The sequence below is a fragment of the Streptomyces sp. NPDC006798 genome, assembly GCF_040635975.1.
Lineage (GTDB): Bacteria > Actinomycetota > Actinomycetes > Streptomycetales > Streptomycetaceae > Streptomyces.
Genome location: NZ_JBEYIS010000059.1, coordinates 19,497 through 40,565, shown reverse-complemented (window position 1 = coordinate 40,565; position 21,069 = coordinate 19,497). Strand labels below are relative to the sequence as shown.

The window sequence follows — 21,069 nt, the reverse complement described above, 5'->3', positions numbered from 1 at the left end:
GGTCGGTGGCCTCGCTCAGCACCTCGAAGGACTCACCGAGGTCGTTGACCTCCTCGGCGCCCGCGTCCAGCACCGCGCCGAGCACGTCGTCCTCGCCACCGGCGGGTGGCGCCCCCGCGGTGGGGCCCGGTGCCGGAGAGCCGTTCGGTGACGGTCGCGTCGGCCGCCCCTCGCGCACACGGCCCGGAGCGGATCCCGTGGCCGCGCCCGGGGCGGACCGGGGAACGGGGGTCCGCAAGGTGCCGGTCCGGTCGGCGGGTCAGCGCTGCTGGTCGAGCCAGGTGTCGAAGGTGGTCGGGGCGATCCGGGCGCCGTCGGCGGGCAGCAGGACGTCTCCGGCCATGGCGGGGCCGATGATCCCCGACCAGGTGGGGACGAGCTTCACCGAACGGCCCCGGGCCAGGTGGGTACGGCGGGCCATGTCGACCAGGTCGTGGGGGTCGGGACCGGCCAGGTCCGGGTAGCGGCCCCGCGGTTCGCCCTCGGCGAGTTCCGCGAGTACGTCGGCGACATCGGCCGGGGCGACCGGCTGGACCAGCAGCGGGGCGATGGTGGCCACCCCGTCCCGTTCGGACCAGCCCGCCACCATCTCGGCGAAGTCGTGGAACTGGGTCGCGGGAAGGATCGTCCACGGCACCGGCCCTTCGGCGACCAGCCGCTCCTGCTCCCGCTTGCCCGCGTAGTGGGCGTTGCCGTCCACCCGGACCGCCGCCGCGATCGACAGCAGGACATGGTGCCGGACCCCGGCCCCGGATCCGGCGGCGAGCAGGTTACGGGTGGCGGTCCCCAGATACTCCACCGTCCTCTCCCGCTCACCGGGCGGGTTGTTGGTGGCGTCGACGACCGCGTCGACCCCGGTCAGGGCCTCTTCCAGCCCCTCCCCTGACACCAGGTCGACACCGAGCGAGCGGCTGATCCCGACGACCTCGTGCCCGTTCCGTGCCAGCGCGGCGACGGTGAGCGTACCGATATTGCCGGTGGCACCGGCCACGGCGATCCGCATGTGTTCCTCCCCGGATTCGATCCGTGCACCTTATCGCCGGGGCTGTCGGGCGGCCGATGTCACCAGCAGGGCCCCGCCGCCGTCAGCCGCGGCCCGTACCCGACGGCTCCTCCCGGGCGTCGTGGAGCACGGCGGGCCCGGCCGGGCTCCGGGCGCGGCCCGCGCGGTGGAAGAGTACGGAGCCCAGCAGGACCCCTGCGACCACCAGGGCACCGCCCCACAGTTCGTGGAAGGTCGGGGTCCGGCCCGCCCAGAGCAGGTTGAAGGCCGCGCCGAAGACCGCCTCCATCGCGATCACCGGACCCATGACGGCGGCGGGCAGCCGGCGGGAGGCGATGTTCCAGAACCAGGTGGCGCACCAGGAGCCCAGGACCGCGATCGCCGCGCACCAGAGCAGGAACGGGACGAACACGGCGGCGTCCGAGAACGGTGCCGGGCCGCCCGCGGCAGCCGCGACCGGGACCAGGACCAGCGATCCGGCGAAGGCGCCGAGGCCGATCAGCGCCGTCCAGGTCGTGTTGTCGACCGTCGCCCGGCGCGCGAGCAGCCGGTGGTTGACGATCACGAAGTACGACCACGCGGCGCTCGCCAGCACCCCGAGCACCACCCCGGCGGCGGGTCCCGAACCCTCCGTGCCGCCGGTCGGCGCGCCGCCGTTGACCAGCAGCAGTCCGGCCGAGGTCAGCAGGACGGGCAGGACCAGGGCGCGCCACGGCAGGACCCGCTCCAGCGCGTTGGAGACCACCGCCACCATCAGGGGGATCAGCCCGGTCAGGGTGGCGGCCAGGACGCTGCCGCCGGTCTCGGCGGAGAGCCCCAGCAGCAGATAGAAGCCGATGTAGCCGACGACGCCGAGGTGCAGGGCGGCCAGGACGGAGCGGCCGTCGAGCGCCCGGAGCCGGTGGCGGCGGGTCAGCAGCACGGCCAGGGAGAGCACTCCGAAGACGGCGTAGCGGCCGACGACGAGGGCGTAGACGTTGACGGGGGCGACGGCGGCGGGACCGAGGAAGGTGAAGCCCCAGAGCGCGGTGGCCGTGAGCGCGGCGGCGAGTCCCGCGGCCGGGGTGCCCGGTGCCGTACGCGTCATCCGTACGTCTCTCCCGTCTGCTCCGCCCGCCGGCCCGGAGCGCCGCCGGGGCCTCTCCGGGGACATGATGCCCGCCCGGCCGGGGTACGGCGGGGAGCCCACGCCGTCCGCGCCCCGGCCCGGTCATGACCCGCCGTCCCGGACGGCCAGGTCGCCGAGCCGCCGTACCTGGTCGACGAGGAAGTCGAAGTCGGCCGGTTCGGAGCGGTGGTTGTGGTGGGCGACCCGCAGCACGAACGCGCCCCGGATCCGGGTGTGGGAGGGCATCGCGAGGCCGCGGGTCTGGAGCCGGCCGAGGACGGTCCGGTTGATCCGGTCCAGTTCCCGGGCGTCGGCGCCGGGCCGGACGTAGCGGAAGCAGACCACGTTGAGGTCGCCCCGGGACACCAGCTCCAGACGGTCGTCGGCCTCGATCAGACGGGCCAGGTGCGCGGTCTGGGCGAGGTTCTCCGCGAGGGCCTCGGCGAAGGCGTCGGCGCCGTGCGTCTTGAGGGCGAACCAGACCTTGAGGGCGCGGAACCGGCGGGACTGTTCGACGCCCCGGTCGGAGAAGGCCACCGGATAGGCCGACGGGCCCTGTTCGGTGGGGGCGATGTAGTCGGCGCCGGAGCGGAACGCGGCCTCCAGGACGCCGGTTTCCCGGGTCAGCAGACAGCTGACGTCGAACGGCATGTAGAGCCATTTGTGGAGGTCGAGGACGAGGGAGTCGGCTTCGGCGAGTCCGGCCAGCAGGGGCCGGTGGGAGGGGACGAGCCGGGCGAAGGCGCCGAAGGCGCCGTCGACGTGGAACCACATGCCCTCGCGCCGGGCCAGGGCGCCGAGCTGGTCGAGCGGGTCGACGGCGCCGGTGTTGACGGTGCCCGCGTTGCCCACGACGCAGAGCGGGCGCAGTCCGGCCGCCCGGTCGGCGCGGATGGTACGGCGCAGGGCGCCGATCTCGATCCGGTGGGCGTCGTCCACCGGGACGAGCCGGAGGAACCGCCGTCCGATGCCGAGGAGTTCCACCGCCTTCTCCACGGAGTGGTGGGTCTCGACGGAACCGTAGACGGTGTACTGGACGCCGCCGAGGACGGCGCCCTCGCCGCGGACGTCGGCCGCCCCGCACGCCTGGCGGGCGGCGGCCAGTGCCGTGAGCTGCCCCATGGAGGCGCCGCTGGTGAGGACTCCGGAGCCGGTGGCGGGCCAGCCCATGGCCTCCTTCAACCACTCCACCACCTGTTCCTCGACCATCATGGCCGCGTTGCCGCCGGAGCCCAGGGTGCAGTTGATCAGGGAGGCCAGCAGATCGCCGAGGGCGGCGACGGGGACGCCCGAACCGTTGGCCCAGCCCCAGAAGCGGGGGTGGATATTGCCCCGGGGGAACGGCAGGATCGTGGCCCGGAACTCCTCGTAGACCTCGTCCATGGGGCGGCCCCCGGTGGGCAGGGGGGTGGTGAAACCGGCCCGGACGGTGTCAGGGACGGGCTGCCAGACCGGCTGGTCGCGGATGCCCGCGAGGTGGTCGGCCATCTCGTCGACGATGCGTTTGCCCAGGGCGCGGAACTCGTCCCAGTCGGGGTCGAGCGGGGGGTCGGTGTGCATGGCGTCCTCGTCTCGCGGATGGGCCGGGCCGGGCGGCGGTCAGCGGCCGGCCAGGGGGGCCGCCGCGATCGCCCGGGGCGCGGGGGCGAAGGCGGTGAAGCGCTCCGGGTGGTAGAGCCGGTGCATCGGGTGGCTCTCCCGGCGCAGCGATGCCAGGACGGCGCGGGCGACCGCGGGCGACTGGGCGAATCCGCCGGTGTTGTGGCCGCCGGTGACGACGAACAGGCCCCCGTCGGCGGTCGGTTCGGTGTGGTGGACGCCCAGGGACGTGGCGGTCCAGGGCCGTACGCAGTATTTGAAGGCGTAGCCGTCGTGGGGGTCGGCGGAGGTGTAGGGCGCGTTCCGGTCCGGGAAGAGCCGGTCGGCGGTGTCGAGGACGCCCCGGCGCAGGGCGCGCAGTTGGCGCGGGTCGGGTTCGGTTCCGGCGCCGGTGTAGCCGTAGCCGGATCCGACGACGAGGATGTCCCGTCCGGCGCCGTCGACGGCGAGGGTCACATTGGCGTCCTCGGCGAGATGGCCGCGCCGCCCCGCTTTGAGGGAGTGCCGCAGTCCGGGAGGGTCGTTGCCGACCCGGGTCCAGCCGCCCAGGACTCCGTGGATCCGTCCCTCGCAGGGGGTGCGGGCCAGCAGGGTGTCGCCGGGGACGCCCGGGGAGACGACGAGATGGGCGCCGGGCGGGATCGGCAGGGCGCAGTCGAGTCCGGTGACCGTGCCGTCGGCGTCGCGCCGTACGCCGGTGACGGGGGTGTTCCAGTGGAAGCGGACTCCGTGGCCCCGCAGCCAGGCGGTGATCCGCCGGGTGAACTTGTGGACGTTGAGGGTGAAGCCGGGGACGAGGAAGCCGCCCGCGAGGGTGCCGTCGGCGAGGGGGCGGGCGAGGGCCGGGGCGTCGTGGGCGAGCCGGGCGGGGGTGGGTTCGGCGAGGACGGCGCCGATGGCGTGGTGGCGGGCGAGTGCGGCCGCGAGGTGGCCGGGGTCGGAGTAGACCCGGAGGATGCCGTCGGCGAGGACGACGCCGTCGAAGAGTTCGGGCCGGTCGCGGCGGAGCCGGGTCCACTCGCCCGCGGCTTCGGCGCTGAGCGTGAAGACGTCCTCGTTGTAGGCGCGGGCCAGCCAGGACGGTACGCGTTCGAACTCGTCGATCCAGGCCCGTTCGGCGGCGGTGAGGGATGCGGGCTCGCGGGCCAGCCAGCCGTGGTCCTCGATCAGCCGGCGGAAGTGGCGGGGCGGGCCGCCGTGGAAGTCCTGGTTGTTGTAGTTGTCCATCTCCGTGAAGGTGAACATCCGGGCGTCGTCCCCGGCGTGGGTACAGCCGTACGCGTCCCAGCGGGCCCGTCCGGGGGCGGGTGAGCGGTCGATCACGGTCACCCGGTGGCCCGCCTCGACCAGGGCGATCGCGGTGACCAGATTGACGATCCCGGCGCCGACGAGGACGGTCTCGGGTAATCGGCGGCCGATGGGGCCGCCGGGGCCGGGCAGGGGGCGGGCGAGGGTGTAGCGCCGTTCGCAGCGGGCGAGGGCGGCGGCGAGACCGTCGAGTCCGGTACCGCCGCGGTACTCCTCGATGCCGCCGGGCCGGGCCGGTCCCGGTACCGGCGGCCCGGTCTCGTAGGCGAGGAACTTCACCCCCGGTACGTGCCGTTCCCAGTGGTCGAGCAGGGGTCCGGCGGGGCGCCGGGAGCCGATCAGCCCGGTCGCGCCGTACCGGAGGAGGGCGGCCAGCAGCCGGTCGGCGGGGGCGGTGTCCAGCTCCGGGGCGTGGACGACGTTCCCGGCCCGCGCGAAGTCGGTGGTGCCCAGGTCCGGTCGGGGGCTGGTGAGCAGAATCTCCATCTCGTGCGGTCCTGTTCTTGCGGTCGGTTCAGTTCCGGGCGGTGCCGAAGGGGTGGGGGCGGTGGACCATACGCAGCCGGGGGCCTTCGCCGTCGCGGCCGGGTTCCACGGCGGCGCCGGTCCAGCCGTCGGCGAAGGCGCGGGCCAGTTCCGCGGTGGCGGCGAAGTCCACCACGCGCTCCGGTTCCGGGGGTCCGCCCGCCGCCGGGGCGGTGCCGGTCGGCCCGGCGGCGGGCGCGGCGGGTCCGGCGGCGGGCGCGGGCCGGTAGAGCAGGAACCGCAGTCGGCCGCCGAACTTGCGGACCAGGTCCACGGGCCGGAATCCGGCTGCCATCAGGGTCCGTACCCCGTGCGGGTTCGCCGGGGCGCTGGTGGCGAGGAGATGGCGGATGTCGGTATCCGCCAGGTCGGCGAGTGCCCGGGTGTTCATCAGCCGGGCCAGCCCGTGGCCGCGCCGCTCCGGCAGGACGGCGACCGTGTCCCAGTGGGCGACGTACCGGTGCTCGGCGGGGTCGATGGCGGTGTCCCGGGCCAGGTTGAACGGGCGGTCGCGGGGAAAGTAGACGATCCGGTACGCCACCGTACGGGCGCCGTGCCGTACCCCGTAGCAGCGTCCTCCGCCGCCGAGGCAGTAGGCGATGAACTCGGGGGTACTGGTCTGGAGGATCGAGGGGTCGTCCAGGGCGCCGTGGACCCGCCGCTGGAGGTCGAGCAGGAGGGGGAGGTCGCCGGGTCCGAGCCGGCGTACCTCGAAGGTCAGCCCCTCGCCGTCACCGCCGCTGCCGCCGCCGTCACGAACGCCGCGATCAGCGGATCGGGGTCCGGTCCGCCCGGGTCGGCGGGGAGTTCCGGATGCCACAGCACGCCGACGGTCCATCGGTGCCCCTCCGCTTCGACGGCCTCGGGCAGCAGATCGTCGGCGGTGGCCGTGACGCGCCAGCGCACATCGCCCGGCGACTGCTCCCCGAGGCCCTGATGGTGGTACGAGGTCACCTTCACCGCGCGCTCCCGGTAGGCCGCGTGGACCCGGCTGTCCTCGGCGAGGGTGACGGAGTGCCGGACGGATTCGGAGAGGGACGCGCGGTGGGCGACCAGTCCCCCGTTGACGTCGGGAATGTGCGGGATCAGGGAATTCCCGGTCACCGCATAGAGGATCTGGGCACCGCGGCAAATACCGAGGACCGGCATTCCACGGTCCATGGCATTACGGGCCAGTCGCAGCTCGAACGCATCACGTCGGGGCTGGTAGGCATAATCGCCCTGCCGGTCCGGGCCCGCACAGTGCGCCGGGTCGATGTCCTCGCCGCCGGTGAGCAACAGCCCGTCCAAGGCGGCGAGATAGGGTTCGCAGAGCGCGATTTCCGTACAGGGGACGACGAGTGGCATTCCGCCGGACCGCACCACCTGGTCGACATATCCCCGGTGAATACAGTGGCTGAGCTGTTCCCGGCGAAAGCGGGCGGTGATCCCGATACGAGGGGTCATGACGGGCGGCCCGGGCGGCGACGGGCGTCCGCCGGGCCGGGACAGGGGTGGTGGTGATCCGTTTGAGCTGCGTGCATGGGCCTGGCTCCCCACATGGCACGGATGTGTGACGCACGGCCGTCCGGTGGACGGTCGCGCCCGGCGAGGGAACGGAAAATACCGCGGCGAACGGCACGCTAACGGAAGCCGGTGACGGCGCGCAAGGGCGGTCGGCAAAGAAAGTTACGAGGTCTTACCATACGGCCCGCGTTGATTGTCGAAAACGCTTCGATGCACAGATCTTGCGACAACCTGCCGATAGGCCAATGGAATCGTATGACGATTCCATTGCTTCGCCTCTTCTCGTTGACAAGTCACCGATGCGGCCACCAGCATCGGGTATGCCGAGGTCGTTCATCGAGATGACCGGCCGGGGCTTCAATCTGTTCCACGGTGTGAACCCGGCTCCCGCTCTCCGCCACGCGCCACCGGGCGCCGCTCCGCCGTACCAGCGTTTCCCATCCGATCCGCACAGGTCAGGCATCGCGTCCGAGCGATGGCACGACGGGAGAGGAAGAGACCAGTGGGACGTCGCTCCGCCCGCACACCGAAGGACCTCGTGGCCGGCCGGCTGGTCGAGGAGGCCGATCTGCCGGCGATCACCGATGTGGCCCGGCGCTACGCCGTGAGCATCACCCCCGCCGTCCTGGACCGGATCGCCGACCCGGACGACGCCGTGGGCCGCCAGTTCGTGCCCACACCACTGGAGCTGGTCGAAGCCCCGGAGGAGAGCGACGACCCGATCGGCGACGACCCCTTCACACCCGTCAAGGGGATCACCCACCGCTATCCGGACCGGGTCCTGCTGAAGCCGGTCCATGTCTGCCCGGTCTACTGCCGGTTCTGCTTCCGCCGGGAGGTCGTCGGCCCCGGTGACCCGATGCTGCGGGGCGCGGCCCTGGAGGCCGCGCTGGACTACATCCGGGCCCGGCCCGAGGTGTGGGAGGTCATCTTCACCGGCGGCGATCCGCTGGTCGTCGCGGCGTCGAAGCTGCGGCCGATCCTGACGGCGCTGGACGCGGTGGACCACGTCAAGGTGATCCGCTTCCACACCCGGGTGCCGGTGGTGGATCCGGGCCGGATCACCCCCGAACTGATCGACGCCCTGCGGATGGACACCCCGGTCTGGATCGTGGTGCACACCAACCACAGCCAGGAGATCGGCGACGAGGCCGGGACGGCGCTCGCCCGGCTGGTGGACGCCGGGATCCCCCTGGTCAGCCAGACGGTGCTGCTGAAGGGGGTCAACGACACGCCGGAGGCGCTGGAGGACCTGTTCCGTACGCTCATCGTCAACCGGGTGAAGCCGTACTACCTGCACCACGGCGATCTCGCCAAGGGCACCGGCCACTTCCGTACCACCATCACCCGGGGGCAGGAGCTGATGCGGAGTCTGCGCGGCCGGGTCTCCGGGATGTGCCAGCCCACCTATGTGCTCGACATCCCTGGTGGGCACGGAAAGGTGCCCATCGGCCCGGGCTATCTGAGCGACGACACCACCCGGGTCACGGACCCCTGGGGCGAGGAGCACCACTATCCCCCGGCACCCGCGGCCGAGGAGAGCGGCGGATGACCCCGCGGCCGAACCGGACGATCCTCTCCAACCTCAACAGCGACACCATGGCCGCCAACCCCACGGCCCGCTATCTGCGGGCCATGGCCCTGCCCACGCCCCGGATGCTCTGGGAGGCGGAGCCGGGCGACTGCGTGGTGACGCTCGCGCCGTGCGGCGGCCGGTTCCGGGAGTACGTGGCCCGGACCGTGGGGCTCGACGTCGACCGGGTCGAGGTCGTGGCCCCGGCGGAGATCACCACCGGCCATGTCCTCGATGTCGCCGCCGCGCTCGGCGCCCTGGACGCGCTGGTCGCGCCGGGGCTCGTGGAGCCGTTCGCGCTGGACCGCCGGGTCGTCGACTTCGCCCGCGCGACCGGGGTCGGGCTCTTTCCCTACGCGTCCCATCCGAGCGATGCCACCCTGCGCGAGGTGCGCCGGATCAACACCAAGAGCGGCATCCGGGAGACGGCCGCCGAACTGGGGCTGCCGGTCGCCGACGGCGGCTGGGCGGCCGACCGCGAGCGGCTCGTCACCGCCGTCACGGCGTTTCTCGCCGACCGTCCGGCGGCGATCGTGAAGCGCGACCGCTCCTCCACCGGCTTCGGGAATGTGGTGGTGCCGGCCGGGGCGCGGGCCGGGCGGGAACGCCGGGTCCGGGCGGCGCTGGCGGACGAGCCGGACCAGGACTGCGGCTGGGTCTACGAGGAGTTCCTGCCGCTCACCGCGTCACCGAGCCTGGAGCTGATCGCCGGGGAGACCGGGGTCACCGAGTACTACAGCTGCGACCAGCGGACGGTGAACAACGCCTGGACCGGGATGGTGACCCCGGCCGCCGACGGGCCCCGTACGGCCGGACTGCGCGCCGCCGCCCTGGCCGTCGGGGAGCGGCTGCGCGCGGCGGGCTACCGGGGGATCCTCGATGTGGACTTCGGTGTCCACGACGGCGGCTATGTGATCACCGAGGCCAATGTACGGACCACCGGGGGCACCTATCTCCAGCGGCTGGCCCGGCGGCTGCGGCCGGGACCGGGACCGCTGCACTGGCGTGCCGACGGCCGGCTGTGCACGGGTGACCTGGACTTTCCCCGGGCCGTGGACCGGCTGGCGGCGGCCGGTCTCGCCGATCCGTCCGGTGACGTCCGGGCCGTGATCACCTCGGACACCCGCCATCTCGACGGCAAGTGGCGCTATCTCGTGGCGGGCGGGGCGGCGGAGACCGTCGCGGAGGCGGAGCGGGTGGTGGAGGAGGCGCTGGGGATCTGAACGGTGCCGCCGGTCCTCCGGGCCGGGGCACCGGTGTGGCGGCCGGGTCCTTCGCCGTGCTACATCCGTGCCGCTTCCGCCACTTCCGCCATGAGTTCCTTCGCGCGTTCTTCCGCGCGGCGACGCCGACGACGGGATCGTATGCCCATGCAGCACACCGCGCCCCCCGGATCCTTCGCCCGGCGGCCGTCCCCGGCGGCCCGGTTTCCGGAGCCGGAGTCAACCCGATGACCACCGTCTTCACCCGGCGGCAGACCGGACTTCCGCCGCTGCTGATCGCCGCGGTGCTGTGGGGCGTCTGGACCACGGGACAGAAGTACGCGCTGGCCGGGCTGTCCGTGGTCAGTCTGCTCGCCCTGATCCTCGCCGCGTCGACGGCGCTGCTCTGGACGATCCTGCTGGCCCGGGGGCACCGGCGGCCCACCGGTGAGCAGTTGCGGCTGCTCGCCCTGCTCGGGCTCTTCGAGCCGATGCTGGGGTACGGGGCGATCGGCCTGGGGCTCGCCTATATCGACGCCACCGAGGCCGCCCTGCTCGACGGCACGGAGGCGGTCTTCATCGTGGCGCTGGCCGCGTTCCTCAACCGGCGGATGCCCACCGGGCGGGCGGTCACCGGGGTGGTACTGGCCGCCGCGGGCGTCGCCGTGCTCGGCGGGCCCCGGGCGGATCTCGGTCTCTCCGCCGGTTCCCTGCTGGTGCTGGCCGGATCGCTGGCGGCGGCTGTCGCGACCATGATCGCGGGCCGGGCGGTGCTGGTGATGGATCCGCTGGCGGTGACGGCGTATCAGTTCGCCTTCGGCCTGCTGTTCACCCTGCCGCTGCTGGCCTGGCAGTGGGGGGCGGGTGCCGACGCGCTGACCGGTTCGGTCCATCCCGGGCACTGGCTGGTGGCCGCGGTGGTCTGCGGTTTCGGCCTGGGGGTGGCCTATCTCCTCTACAACCACGCCATCACCCGGCTCTCGGTCAGCGCCGCGGGCATCGTGCTCAACATCATCCCGGTCTTCGGGGTGGCCGCGGCGATCGTCTTCCTCAAGGAGTCCGTCACCGTCTGGCAGTTCATCGGGGCGGCCCTGATCATCGGCGGGATCTTCCTCTTCACCGAGGACGATCTCGACGAGTGAGCGGCGGCCGGGACCGGGGCCGTACGGAATCCCGGTCGGCACCGGCCCCGGCCGGCGGGTCAGGCTCCGGCCCTGCGGGTGCGGAAGGCCCGCTGGCGGCAGGCCGCGGAGCAGTACACCCGGGGCCTGCCGGCGCGCGGCCCGGTGGGCAGGGCCCAGCCGCAGGCCCGGCAGACCGGGGGTGTTGCGTCACTCCCCGCCGCCCCGTCACCCGTTTCGTCACGCGGCCCGCGGTGTCCCGTACGGCCGGTGTCCCGGCCGTACGGGGATGCTCCGGTGCCCGCAGCGCGCGCCGCGGCGACGACGTCCTCGTGCGGCAGTCTGCCCCGTGGAGTGTGGGCCCGGACCTCCCACTCCAGATAGGGGCAGTCGGTCATGTCGTCGTCCTCGCACCGCAGCAGATGGGTCATATAGGTACGGGCGGTGCGCAGTTCGTCCAGCTCCCGGTCGAGCCGGGAGATCTGGTCGGTGACCGCCTGCCGCCAGGTTTCGGGGCCGTCGTTCCCGGAGACCACGGAGACGGCGCTGCCCAGCGGCATCCGTCCCAGGACGCAGCAGAGGTAGGCGAGTCCCACCCGGCGCAGCTCGCGCTCGCCGTACCGCCTGCGGCCACCGATACGCGGCGGCGGGGGCAGTACGCCGGTCCTCTCCCACCAGCGGAGGGTCGCGGGGGACAGCCCGAACAGGGCCGCCGCCTCGCCGATGTCGACACGGTGCTCGTCCATGGGCCCAGTTGACATCACGTCCACCGCAACAAGCAAGGTGAGCCTAACCTTACCCACCGCTGGAGAGCGTAGGTGCGATGAACGGAACGACGGCGACGACCCACCCCGCTCGCCGGGTGCTCCCCGTCCTCGGGGCCCTCCATCTGGTCGCCTACATCGGCTTCTCGTTCTTCTGTCTCACCCTGGGCACGATTCTGCTGACCGTGGCGTGTCGATGGGCACGGTCGCCCTGGTCAATCTGCTGGGGCTGGTCTACGCGGCCCGGTTCCTCGCCGCGCCGCTGGTGGACCGGGTCCGGCCGTCCCGGGCGGGCCGCTACCGCGGCGTGCTGATCTCCACCCAGCTGGCGCTCGTGGCGATACTGCTGGCGCTCGCGCCGCTGGACCCGGTCGCCGATCTGCCCCGGGTCCTGGTGCTGACGGTGCTGCTCATGCTGGTGTCGATGGTCCATGACACGGCCCTCGCCGGTTTCACCGTACGTCTGGTGCCACCGGGGTCGTACGGCACCGCCAACGGCGTCCAGACGGCCGCCGCGTCCCTCTCCATGCTGATCGGCTCGGGCGGCGCCCTGCTGCTGTACGCCCGTGCCGGGTGGACGGCCGCCCTGGTCTGTCTGGCCCTGGTGTACGCCGTACCGCTGGCGGTCCTGTCCCGGGTGGCGGAACCGGCCGTCCGCCCGGCCGCCCCGGACACCTCCGCCCGGGCGGCGGGGTTCGGGGCCCTGCTGGACTACCTCCGGCGTCCGCGCACCCGCTGGTGGGCCCTGGCGGTCATTCCGGCCTTCGCCGCCGGGGGCTGGCTGGTGTCGGGCCCGCAGTCGGCGATGCTGCTGGACGCCGGCTGGCAGGCCGACCGGATCGCCCTGGTCCAGTCGGTGGGATACGGGGTGCAGACGGTCGCGGCGCTGGTCATGGGGGCGGCGCTGACCCGGTTCGGGGTCCGCCGGTGCGCACCGGTCCTGGCCGTCGCGGGGATCGTCGGTACCGCCGCCCTGCTGCCGCTCGCCCTCGGGCACGCCCCCTCGGGCCCACGGCGCTGGTCCTGATCGCCACGGGGACGGTGTACGGGGCGAAGGTCACCCTGATCTCGGCGGTGTCGATGCGGCTGGCCCGGCCGGAGTCGGCGGCCGGGGACTACACCCTGCCGCTCTGCGTGGAGGGCGTCTTCATCACCGCGGTCAACGCGGCGGGGCTGGCACTCGCCGCCCGGACCGGTTTCGTCTGGCCGGTACTGCTGGCGGTCGTGGTCGCCGCGGCGGGTCTGCTGGTCCCCGGCTGGCTGCGCCGGAACCTCGCGCAGGGCGAGAACGGTCCGGAGCCCCGGGCCGTGGCCGGAACCGTGCCCTGCCCCGGGCGGCGGGCCGGACGGCCCGTCAGTCTCCTCCACAGCCACCGCGGTCGCCGCAGCTGAGATTGCCGCCGCCGTCGCCGAACTCCTCCTCCCAGGACCTTCCGCCCGGGCGCGGCCCGTAGTCGTCGGGCCCCGCCGCGAACCAGAGCGCCGCGGCGACGACAACGCCGACCCCGAGACCGGCCTTCCACGGCAGCGACGCCGAGCAGTCCAGGCTCAGCGCGGCCTCCACGAAGTATTCGAGCGTCACCGCGGTGAGCAGTCCGCCCACCGTGCCACCGAAGAGTGCGGCGGTTGTTCGTTCCCCGACGGTCGCCGGCATCGCTCCCCCTCGAAACACACTCCGGGCGCGACGAGTGTCCCGCCGGGCGGGGGCGCCGTCGAGGTGGCGGAGTGGCCGGAAGGCGCCGGATTTCACCCGGGCGTTTCGGGAAAAGATCTTCGAGTCCGGATCATTCCTCCGATCGAACACGCACCGCGCACGCCTCAGAGCACGTCCTTCCCGGCCGTATCGTGACCGAAAGGCTCCCTCTCCCTTGCGCGCACAGAAGTCCACCGCCGCCCGCGAACCCTCACCCAATCTGTTCGACCGGTTTCCCGCACTTCAGCGGGGCCTCGACCGGCTGGACGACAGACCCTTCGCCCAGGGGCTGCTGCTCTGGGCCTCGGGGTTGGTCAAACCGGTCTTCCTCGACCATATGATCACCCCGGAGCCCCGGGCCGAACTCGCCCCCGTACGCGCTCTGCTGGAGAAGGGGCGGACGGATTACGCGGATCGGCTGACCCGCTTCCTCGACCACGAGGACCTGCTGGCCCGGATCCCCGTCCAGGGCCTGGAGTACGGCTCCGACCCCTTCTGGGGCAATACCTGGCTACCCCCGCTGGACGCGCTCGCCCTCTACGGGCTGCTCGCCGAGGTGAAGCCGGCCCGGTATCTGGAGATCGGCTCGGGCAACTCCACCATGTTCGCCCGGCGGGCCGTCGACGATCTCGGGCTCGCCACCCGGATCGTCTCGATCGACCCCACGCCGAGGGCCCCGATCGACGCGATCTGCGACGAGGTGATCCGGGTTCCGCTCCAGCAGGCGGATCCCGCCGTCTTCGAGGCGCTGGAGCCGGGTGACATCGTCTTCCTCGACGGTTCGCACCGGCTGCACATGGGCTCGGACGTGATGGTCTTCTTCTTCGAGCTGCTGCCCCGGCTGAAGCCGGGTGTGCTGGTCCAGGTGCACGACATCATGCTGCCGTCGGACTATCCGGAGTCCTGGCGGTGGCGGCTCTACTCGGAGCAGTATCTGCTCGCGGCGCTGTTGACGGCGGCCCCGCAGCGGTTCGACGTCGTCCTGCCGAACGCCTTCGTCCACGGCGATCCCGGACTCCGCGATCTGCTGCGGCCGCTGTGGCGGCGGCTCGGTGTCACCCGGCACGACCGGCCCGCCTCGTTCTGGTGGCGGCACCAGGGCTGAACCGCCCGTCCACCGGCTGCCGGTCCGCCGCGCGCCCGGCGGGCCGGTGGCCGTCGGCCGTCGGTCCCGCCGGGGGGGGCGGACACGGGGCGGGTACGGACGGTTCAGCCGCGGTCGGCGATCCGCCAGTGCCGGGCCCGCTCGTACTGGCCGCGGAGCCGGGCGAAGGCGCCGTCCGTCCGGGCCAGCTCCCCGGGGGTGCCGTACTCCGTGACGCGACCGCCGTCGAGCGAGACCACGTAATCCGCCGTGGCCAGGGTCGCGGGCCGGTGGGCGATCACGATCACCGTACGGTCCGGGTCCTTGCCGAGGTTGGCGAGGGCCTGGGCCACCGCCGCCTCGTTCTCCGGGTCGAGCGCCGAACTCGCCTCGTCCACCAGGACGATACGGGCCCGCTTCAGGATCGCGCGGGCGATCGCGACGCGCTGGCGCTCACCGCCCGAGAGCTGGGCCCCGGCCTCGCCGACCCGGGTCCGCCGGCCCTCCGGCAGCCGTTCGATGACCTCGTCCAGCCGGGCCGCCCGGGCGGCGGCGGCCAGCTCCTCCTCGGTCGCGTCCGGGGCCGCCAGCCGGAGGTTGTTCTCGATGGTGTCGTCGAAGAGATAGACGTCCTGGAAGACGATGGCGATCTCGTCGAGCAGGGTGCCCGGGTCGAGTTCGCGGACGTCGGTGCCACCGACCCGGACCGCCCCGGCGTCGACGTCGAAGAAGCGGGCGATCAGCCGGGTGACCGTCGTCTTGCCGGAGCCCGAGGGCCCCACCAGGGCCGTGGTGGTACCCGGTCGGCAGCGCAGGGACACCCCGGTCAGGGCGGGAGTGTCGCCACCCGGATAGGTGAAGCCGACGCCGCTGAACTCGATGTCCGCGGTGTCGATCCGGCGGACCGGTTCGGCCGGGGCGGGCAGGGTGGGGGTGGCCAGCAGCTCCTCGATCCGGGCGATCTTGTTGGTCATCGCGCGCAGGGCGCCGATCAGGTCGATCAGATTGCCCAGCGGCTCCAGGAAGCGGGCGGCCAGTACCAGCAGGGCGATGCCTTCGGCGACCTCGACCCGGTCGCCGAGCATCAGGGCCGCGGCGAGGGCCAGTACGGCGACGAACCCCGCCATGATCACACCGGTGTAGACGAAGAACGGGCGCCGGGCCCGGCGCATGCCCTCGCGGTAGGTCTCGCGGTGGTCGGCCAGCGCCGCCCGCATCCGGGGGGTGCCGTCGGCGTGTCCCGCGGCCCGGAGCACGGTCTGGGCCTGGCCGAGTTCGACGGCCCGGCCCGCGACCTGGGCCGCCGCCCGTTCGAGTTCGGTCTCGGCCAGTTCGGCGATCCGCCCGGCCCGCCGCAGCGCCCAGAGGGCGACCAGGGCGATCACGCAGAGCAGCAGCGCCATCCGCCAGTCGACCACCAGGGTCACGGCGACGACCGTCGCGGGCAGCAGGGTGGCGGTGATCGCGGGTCCGGCGACGGTGACCGCGAGATGGGGGGCGTCGCCGACGTCGGCGGTCACGGCCCGGGCGAGCCGGGCCTTGTGCTCGGCGGTGAACCAGCCCAGCGGCAGGGTGCTGACATGGCGCATCAGCCTGCGGCGGAGCTGGGCCGCGAGGGATCCGGCGGCGGCGAAGCCGACCGGGGTGGCGACGACGCCGAGTACGGCGTAGCAGAGGGCGCCGACGGCGCCGGTGACCAGCCAGGGGCGGGCCGCGCCGAGGTCGGGCTCGGGGCGGACGACGGCGTCGAGGACCGGGACGAGCAGTCCGAGCAGCAGCCCCTGGAGGACGGCCTGGGCGGCCGTCAGCAGCCAGAGCCGGCCCAGGAGCCGGGGGTCGGGCCAGAGCCGGTAGAGCCGGCGGATCATACGAGTACTCCTTCTTGCGCGGCCCACATCCGGGCGTAGAGCCCGTCGCGGGCGAGCAGTTCCTCGTGGCGGCCCCGTTCGGCCAGCCGTCCCCGGTCGAGGACGAGGATCTGGTCGGCTCCGGCGATGGTGTGCAGCCGGTGGGCGATCACGATCACGGTCTTGCCGACGGCGAGGGTGGCGAGGGCGCTCTGGACGGCGGACTCGCTGTCGGGGTCGAGGGCCGCGGTGGCCTCGTCGAGTACGACGACGGGCGCCTCGGAGAGGATGGCGCGGGCGATCGTCAGCCGCTGGCGTTCCCCGCCGGAGAGGGCGCCGCCGCCCGCGTCGAGCGGGGTGTCGTAGCCGTCGGGCAGCCGCTCGATCACCTCGTGGACGTGGGCGGCGGTCGCGGCCCGGCGGACCGCGGCGTCGTCGGCGCCGGGGCGGCCGATCCGGATGTTCTCGGCCACGCTGTCCCGGAGCAGGGCGACGTCCTGGAAGACCAGCGACATCGACGCCAGCAGCTCGGCCGACCGGATCGAGCGGACGTCGGTACCGCCGATCCGGACCGCTCCGCCGGTGACGTCGTAGAACCGGGGCAGCAGGCTCGCCAGGGTCGTCTTGCCCGCGCCGGACGGTCCGACGATCGCGGTGACCGTTCCGGGCGGACAGACCGCGTCGATCTCCTCCAGCGCGTTGGTGACGCCGTCGTAGGAGAAGGTGACCCGGTCGAACTCGACACCGTGTCCGGCGGGGCGCCGCGGCTCGCCGGGTTCGGGCAGCGGCGGCTGGGCGAGCAGCCGTTCGATGTTGGTGGCGCCCATCCGGCCCTTGCGGACCCCCTGGGAGGCGGTGACGGCCGGGATGATCGAGTTGGGCAGTCCGATCGCGACGACCAGGAAGGCGACGAGTTCGGCGACGGCGAGCGAGCCGCGGTCCACGAGGACCAGTCCGGCGGTGGCGACGGCCGCGAGGACCGCCGTCTCGGAGCCGCACAGCCGGGACACGGCGGAGCTGTAGCGGACCTCGGCGACCCAGGCGGCGAAGGCCGCGGCGTACTCGTCGACCGTGTCGTCGTAGCAGCGCAGTACCCGTCCGCCGGTGCCGAAGGTCTTCACGACCTGGATGCCGTCCGCGTATTCGACGCTGGCCGCGCTGATCCGGCCCTCGGCGGCGATCAGCCGGTTCATATGGGTCGTCATGGAGCGCATCGAGATCCGGTAGAAGACCGCCGTCAGGGCCGGCACGCCGAGCGCGATCAGCGCCATCCGGGCGTCCACCAGGAGGAGGTAGCCGGTACCGACGACGGTGACGGTCAGGGCGCCGGTGAGCCGGCCCAGGGCATGGGCGATGACCTCGTGCATCTCCTCCAGGTCGCCGGTCATCGCCCGCTTGACCCGGCCGGAGCCGGAGGCCCGGAACCAGCCCAGGGGCAGCGCGCCCAGATGGCGGACGATCCGGACCCGCAGATCGTGCAGGATCGCCGCGTCCGCGTAGTGCCCGATCCGGGCGGACTGGACGAGCATCAGCAGCCACAGGCCCGCGCCCGCGGCGCCGACGCCGACCCAGGTCCACACGGCCCGGTCGGCGCCCCCCGGGTCGTCGAGGACGAGCGCCGCGATCTCCGCGACGGCGATGTACGGCACGATGCCCGCCGCCGCGCCCAGGGCCGAGAGGAGCGCGCAGATCACGAGATGGGTCCGGACCGGGGCGAGCAGCCGCGCCAGGGCGCCGGTTCTCGCGAGCCCGGCCGCCGGGTCCGCTTCCGCGTCCGGGGCGGCTCCCGGCGCGGCGGCCGTCCGTGCGTTGGTGGTGGTGCTCATGCCCATGGTCCTCCGGGACGTCGTCGGTGCCGGGCGGCCCGGCCCGTCTCCCCGGTGCCGCGTCGGCGGTCCCGGCCGGAGGCGTCCGGTCCGGCCCGGCCTCGCGTTCCATCCTGGTTCTTGAAGGAAACGTGATGTCAAAGGCGGGCGGGGGCGGGGCCGCCGCCCGCCCCGGTGGTGTCGCCCGGCAACCCCGCCGGGCGCGGTCCCGGCGGCTGGTGTGATGAAACCGGCTCCCCCGGTGATGAAACGTGACGGCGCTGCCCCGCGGCGCCCCGGCGGCAGCCACCGTTTTTCCGATGCTCACCCACCGAAGATTCCGCTTTTGCCGCCCGGCCGGGGGCCGGAGGATGGCGGTGAGTCCGGCCAACGGGGAGGAAACCATGTCAGAAGCCGTCTCCCCGGATCTGCTGCCGCTGACCGCGCAGGACGGCCCCGACGGGCTGTCCGTCGGCGGGGTCTCCCTCGTGGAGCTGGGGCGCAGGTTCGGGACGCCGTTGTTCGTCTACGACGAGGAGCATCTGCGGCGGCGGTGCCGGGAGGCGGTCGCCGCCTTCGGGCCCGGCCGGGTCGCCTATGCCGCCAAGGCGTTCCTGTGCACCGCGATGGCCCGGCTCGCGCACGAGGAGGGGCTGCTGCTCGACGTCGCCTCCGGCGGTGAGCTGCGGGTGGCCCTGAACGCGGGTGTGCCGGGCGACCGGATCGTCCTGCACGGCAACAACAAGGACGACGGCGAACTGCTGGCCGCGGTCCGGGCCGGGGTACGGCATGTCGTGGTGGACAACTTCGACGAGATGGACCGGATCGAGCGGCTCGCCGCCGTCCACGGGCTCGCCCCCGTCCCGGTGGTGCTGCGGGTGGCGCCCGGGGTCGCCGCGGGCGGCCACGAGGCGATCCGTACCGGCGGCACGGACTCCAAGTTCGGTTTCGGGCTGGCGACGGGTGCCGCCGCGGCGGCCGTACGGCGGGCCCGGTCGTCCGGGGCGATGGCGCTGGAGGGTGTCCACGCCCATGTGGGTTCCCAGGTGCTGGACGCCGGGCGGCTCGCGGACGGCGCGGCGACGATCGCCCGGTTCGCCGTCGAATCCGGGGTGGCCGGGCTGACCGTGGGCGGCGGGCTGGGGGTGGCGTACGAGGCGGGTGAGCGGGTGCCCTCGTTCGCGGAGTGGGCCGCCGGGGTCCGGACGGCCGTCCGGGACGCGGGCTGGACGGGGCCGTTCGTGGTCGAGCCCGGCCGGTCCGTCACGGCCCGTGCGGGGCTGACCCTCTACCGGGTGGGCACGATCAAGCACATCGAGGGCGTCCGGACCTATGTCGGGGTCGACGGCGGGATGAGCGACAACATCCGCCCCGCCCTCTACGGCGGCCGGTACGAGGCGTTCCTGCCCCGCGCGCCGTTCGCTGACCGCCCGCTGCGGGCCCGGCTGGTGGGCAAGCACTGCGAGAGCGGCGACATCCTGGTCGACGACGCGGCGCTCCCCGCCGATCTGGCGGTCTCCGATCTGCTGGCGACCCCGGTGACCGGGGCGTACGGCTATGCCATGGCGTCCAACTACAACAAGCTGCCCCGTCCGGCGGTGGTCTTCGTCCGCGACGGCGGTGCCCGGCTGGTGGTCCGCCGCGAGACCGAGGACGATCTGCTGCGGCTGGATGTCCCCGGCCCCGGTGAGGTGCCGGGCACGGCGGGGGTGGCACAGGTCACCGCGCGTCGGCTGACCACGGCCTAATCTGGCGCGATGCTGAACAGTGGCCGTCTGCTCGTCCTGCTGGAGATCGCCCGGAAGGGCACCATCGTGGGGGCCGCCGGGGCGCTGCATCTGAGCGCGTCGGCGGTCTCGCACCAGCTGGCCCGGCTGGAGCAGGAGATGGGCGTCGCGCTGGTGGAGCGCGCCCCGCAGAGTCTGCGGCTGACGGCCGCCGGGCGGCGGCTGGCCGAGCACGCCCAGGCCATCGCCGATCTGATGGACGTCGCGCGGGACGATCTGCGCGGCCATGCCGTCGGCGAGGCCGGGGTGCTGCGGCTGGGATTCTTCGCCTCGGCGGGTCTGGAGCTGCTGCCCCGGGCGCTGTCCGCGTTCGCGGCGGCCCGGCCCCATGTGGAGCTGGAGCTGATCCTCGGACAGCCGCACGAACTGGTCCCCGATCTGGAGGCGGGACGGCTGGACGCGGTGGTGGTCTTCGAACATCCGCTGGATCCGTGGTGCCGTCAGGCGTCGGTGGACGTGGAGATGTTCTTCGACGAGCCGCAGCTGATCGTGGTGCCGCTGCGGCACCGGCTGGGCCGCCGTTCGGTGGTCCGGCTGGCCGCCCTGGAGGGCGAGACCTGGATCGGCACCCGGGGCGGCCACAGCGGGGAGCCCGTCCTGGAGCGCGCCTGCGCCGTCGAGGGCTTTCTGCCCCGGGTCCGCTGCCGCAGCGACCACTACCAGGTGACGATCAATCTGGCCCGGGCCGGTATGGGGATCGCCCTGGTCCCGGCGCTCGGTCTGGGCGATACGGCGGGCGTCCACGTCTGCCGGCTCGACCACCCCCGCCTGCACCGCCGGATCGGCGTCGCGACCCGGGGCACCAATGAGAATCCGCTGCTCCGTTCGTTCCTGACGGATCTGCGCTCGGCGGCCGAGGAGGTCGGGGCGCTGCTGGGGGCGCAGTGGGCGTGAGTCCGGGGGCGCCGCCGTAGAAGTCCCGTACGTCCGCCGGAGCGGGGGCCCCGGCCGCGTACGGCATCACCGCTCCCGGGTCCGGCGGACGCGGCCCCTTGTGGGACCCACGCCGTACGCGGAAGCCGCCGGCATGTCCCGGCGCCCCCGTCCCCGCATCGGCCCACCGCCCCCACGCCTCCTGTGCGCCGCCGGCCCGGCGGACCGGGAGCTCCGGGCCCGGAGGGCTCCGTACGCCGGGACCATCGGG

18 protein-coding genes and 1 pseudogene are annotated in these 21,069 nt (G+C 73.5%); 8 read left to right on the top strand and 11 right to left on the bottom strand.

The features are described from left to right. The 7 genes and pseudogenes from ABZ714_RS29625 to ABZ714_RS29595 all read right to left on the bottom strand — a co-directional run. Positions 1 to 94, bottom strand: a pseudogene (locus ABZ714_RS29625) (YebC/PmpR family DNA-binding transcriptional regulator); the annotation flags it as partial. 165 nt (positions 95 to 259) lie between these two features. Next, positions 260 to 1,003, bottom strand: a complete 744-nt coding sequence (locus tag ABZ714_RS29620) for an NAD(P)H-binding protein (RefSeq protein WP_358828429.1) — start codon at positions 1,001 to 1,003, stop codon at positions 260 to 262. A gap of 82 nt (positions 1,004 to 1,085) precedes the next feature. After that, the gene (locus ABZ714_RS29615) at positions 1,086 to 2,090 is read right to left on the bottom strand and encodes a DMT family transporter (protein WP_358828428.1); all 1,005 of its coding nucleotides are present in this window, start codon (positions 2,088 to 2,090) and stop codon (positions 1,086 to 1,088) included. 123 nt (positions 2,091 to 2,213) lie between these two features. Continuing rightward, positions 2,214 to 3,671, bottom strand: coding sequence for a pyridoxal-dependent decarboxylase (locus tag ABZ714_RS29610; protein WP_358828427.1), 1,458 nt, complete (start codon positions 3,669 to 3,671; stop codon positions 2,214 to 2,216). A 39-nt stretch (positions 3,672 to 3,710) separates the two neighbouring features. Continuing rightward, a complete protein-coding gene (locus tag ABZ714_RS29605) occupies positions 3,711 to 5,504 on the bottom strand; it encodes an FAD-dependent oxidoreductase (protein WP_358828426.1) in 1,794 nt (597 codons plus the stop codon). Positions 5,505 to 5,532: 28 nt separating this feature from the next. After that, positions 5,533 to 6,363, bottom strand: coding sequence for a GNAT family N-acetyltransferase (locus ABZ714_RS29600; RefSeq protein WP_358828425.1), 831 nt, complete (start codon positions 6,361 to 6,363; stop codon positions 5,533 to 5,535). Beyond that, on the bottom strand, positions 6,261 to 6,989 hold the full coding sequence (locus ABZ714_RS29595) for a gamma-glutamyl-gamma-aminobutyrate hydrolase family protein (RefSeq protein WP_358828424.1): 729 nt from the start codon (positions 6,987 to 6,989) through the stop codon (positions 6,261 to 6,263). The genes ABZ714_RS29600 and ABZ714_RS29595 overlap by 103 nt, the downstream gene beginning before the upstream one ends. A 562-nt stretch (positions 6,990 to 7,551) precedes the next feature. Between ABZ714_RS29595 and ABZ714_RS29590 the strand changes: the two genes are divergently transcribed. The 3 genes from ABZ714_RS29590 to ABZ714_RS29580 all read left to right on the top strand — a co-directional run bounded on the left by ABZ714_RS29590 (position 7,552) and on the right by ABZ714_RS29580 (position 10,966). After that, positions 7,552 to 8,601, top strand: coding sequence for a lysine-2,3-aminomutase-like protein (locus tag ABZ714_RS29590; protein ID WP_358828423.1), 1,050 nt, complete (start codon positions 7,552 to 7,554; stop codon positions 8,599 to 8,601). Then, complete coding sequence (locus ABZ714_RS29585) at positions 8,598 to 9,845, top strand: hypothetical protein (protein WP_358828422.1); 1,248 nt, start codon at positions 8,598 to 8,600, stop codon at positions 9,843 to 9,845. The genes ABZ714_RS29590 and ABZ714_RS29585 overlap by 4 nt, the downstream gene beginning before the upstream one ends. 227 nt (positions 9,846 to 10,072) lie before the next feature. Beyond that, positions 10,073 to 10,966 carry a DMT family transporter gene (locus ABZ714_RS29580; RefSeq protein ID WP_358828421.1) on the top strand — a complete coding sequence of 298 codons (894 nt, stop codon included), beginning with the start codon at positions 10,073 to 10,075 and terminating at the stop codon, positions 10,964 to 10,966. Positions 10,967 to 11,025: 59 nt separating this feature from the next. Here the strand turns inward: ABZ714_RS29580 and ABZ714_RS29575 are convergent, their stop codons facing one another. Next, the gene (locus ABZ714_RS29575) at positions 11,026 to 11,691 is read right to left on the bottom strand and encodes a MerR family DNA-binding transcriptional regulator (RefSeq protein WP_358828420.1); all 666 of its coding nucleotides are present in this window, start codon (positions 11,689 to 11,691) and stop codon (positions 11,026 to 11,028) included. Positions 11,692 to 11,905: 214 nt separating this feature from the next. Between ABZ714_RS29575 and ABZ714_RS29570 the strand changes: the two genes are divergently transcribed. Beyond that, positions 11,906 to 12,736, top strand: a complete 831-nt coding sequence (locus ABZ714_RS29570; RefSeq protein ID WP_358828419.1) for an MFS transporter — start codon at positions 11,906 to 11,908, stop codon at positions 12,734 to 12,736. 14 nt (positions 12,737 to 12,750) lie between these two features. Further along, positions 12,751 to 13,101, top strand: coding sequence for a hypothetical protein (locus ABZ714_RS29565; RefSeq protein WP_358828418.1), 351 nt, complete (start codon positions 12,751 to 12,753; stop codon positions 13,099 to 13,101). Here ABZ714_RS29565 and ABZ714_RS29560 read toward each other — a convergent pair. After that, complete coding sequence (locus ABZ714_RS29560; protein WP_358828417.1) at positions 13,064 to 13,363, bottom strand: hypothetical protein; 300 nt, start codon at positions 13,361 to 13,363, stop codon at positions 13,064 to 13,066. The two genes, ABZ714_RS29565 and ABZ714_RS29560, sit on opposite strands and share 38 nt — an antisense overlap. A 214-nt stretch (positions 13,364 to 13,577) precedes the next feature. Here ABZ714_RS29560 and ABZ714_RS29555 point away from each other — a divergent pair, with 214 nt between their 5' ends. Beyond that, a complete protein-coding gene (locus ABZ714_RS29555) occupies positions 13,578 to 14,507 on the top strand; it encodes a class I SAM-dependent methyltransferase (RefSeq protein WP_358828416.1) in 930 nt (309 codons plus the stop codon). 104 nt (positions 14,508 to 14,611) lie between these two features. Here ABZ714_RS29555 and ABZ714_RS29550 read toward each other — a convergent pair whose 3' ends face one another. Next, on the bottom strand, positions 14,612 to 16,354 hold the full coding sequence (locus ABZ714_RS29550) for an ABC transporter ATP-binding protein (protein WP_358828415.1): 1,743 nt from the start codon (positions 16,352 to 16,354) through the stop codon (positions 14,612 to 14,614). Beyond that, a complete protein-coding gene (locus tag ABZ714_RS29545; protein ID WP_358828414.1) occupies positions 16,351 to 18,159 on the bottom strand; it encodes an ABC transporter ATP-binding protein in 1,809 nt (602 codons plus the stop codon). Before ABZ714_RS29545 ends, ABZ714_RS29550 begins: the two co-directional genes overlap by 4 nt. Positions 18,160 to 18,542: 383 nt before the next feature. On the opposite strand from ABZ714_RS29545, the gene lysA reads away from it, so the two are divergent. Together lysA and ABZ714_RS29535 are read left to right on the top strand one after the other, a co-directional pair. Beyond that, on the top strand, positions 18,543 to 19,886 hold the full coding sequence (gene lysA, locus ABZ714_RS29540) for a diaminopimelate decarboxylase (protein WP_358828413.1): 1,344 nt from the start codon (positions 18,543 to 18,545) through the stop codon (positions 19,884 to 19,886). A gap of 9 nt (positions 19,887 to 19,895) precedes the next feature. Next, positions 19,896 to 20,819: a LysR substrate-binding domain-containing protein gene (locus ABZ714_RS29535; protein WP_358828412.1), complete on the top strand. Its 924-nt coding sequence runs from the start codon at positions 19,896 to 19,898 to the stop codon at positions 20,817 to 20,819. Positions 20,820 to 21,069 lie beyond the last annotated feature (250 nt).

Coding starts and splice junctions, on each gene's coding strand:
- ABZ714_RS29620 (WP_358828429.1), bottom strand. CDS start 1,003: ATGCGGATCGCCGTGGCCGGTGCCACCGGCAATATCGGTACGCTCACC.
- ABZ714_RS29615 (WP_358828428.1), bottom strand. CDS start 2,090: ATGACGCGTACGGCACCGGGCACCCCGGCCGCGGGACTCGCCGCCGCG.
- ABZ714_RS29610 (WP_358828427.1), bottom strand. CDS start 3,671: ATGCACACCGACCCCCCGCTCGACCCCGACTGGGACGAGTTCCGCGCC.
- ABZ714_RS29605 (WP_358828426.1), bottom strand. CDS start 5,504: ATGGAGATTCTGCTCACCAGCCCCCGACCGGACCTGGGCACCACCGAC.
- ABZ714_RS29595 (WP_358828424.1), bottom strand. CDS start 6,989: ATGACCCCTCGTATCGGGATCACCGCCCGCTTTCGCCGGGAACAGCTC.
- ABZ714_RS29585 (WP_358828422.1), top strand. CDS start 8,598: ATGACCCCGCGGCCGAACCGGACGATCCTCTCCAACCTCAACAGCGAC.
- ABZ714_RS29580 (WP_358828421.1), top strand. CDS start 10,073: ATGACCACCGTCTTCACCCGGCGGCAGACCGGACTTCCGCCGCTGCTG.
- ABZ714_RS29575 (WP_358828420.1), bottom strand. CDS start 11,691: ATGGACGAGCACCGTGTCGACATCGGCGAGGCGGCGGCCCTGTTCGGG.
- ABZ714_RS29570 (WP_358828419.1), top strand. CDS start 11,906: ATGGGCACGGTCGCCCTGGTCAATCTGCTGGGGCTGGTCTACGCGGCC.
- ABZ714_RS29560 (WP_358828417.1), bottom strand. CDS start 13,363: ATGCCGGCGACCGTCGGGGAACGAACAACCGCCGCACTCTTCGGTGGC.
- ABZ714_RS29550 (WP_358828415.1), bottom strand. CDS start 16,354: ATGATCCGCCGGCTCTACCGGCTCTGGCCCGACCCCCGGCTCCTGGGC.
- ABZ714_RS29545 (WP_358828414.1), bottom strand. CDS start 18,159: ATGAGCACCACCACCAACGCACGGACGGCCGCCGCGCCGGGAGCCGCC.
- lysA (WP_358828413.1), top strand. CDS start 18,543: ATGTCAGAAGCCGTCTCCCCGGATCTGCTGCCGCTGACCGCGCAGGAC.
- ABZ714_RS29535 (WP_358828412.1), top strand. CDS start 19,896: ATGCTGAACAGTGGCCGTCTGCTCGTCCTGCTGGAGATCGCCCGGAAG.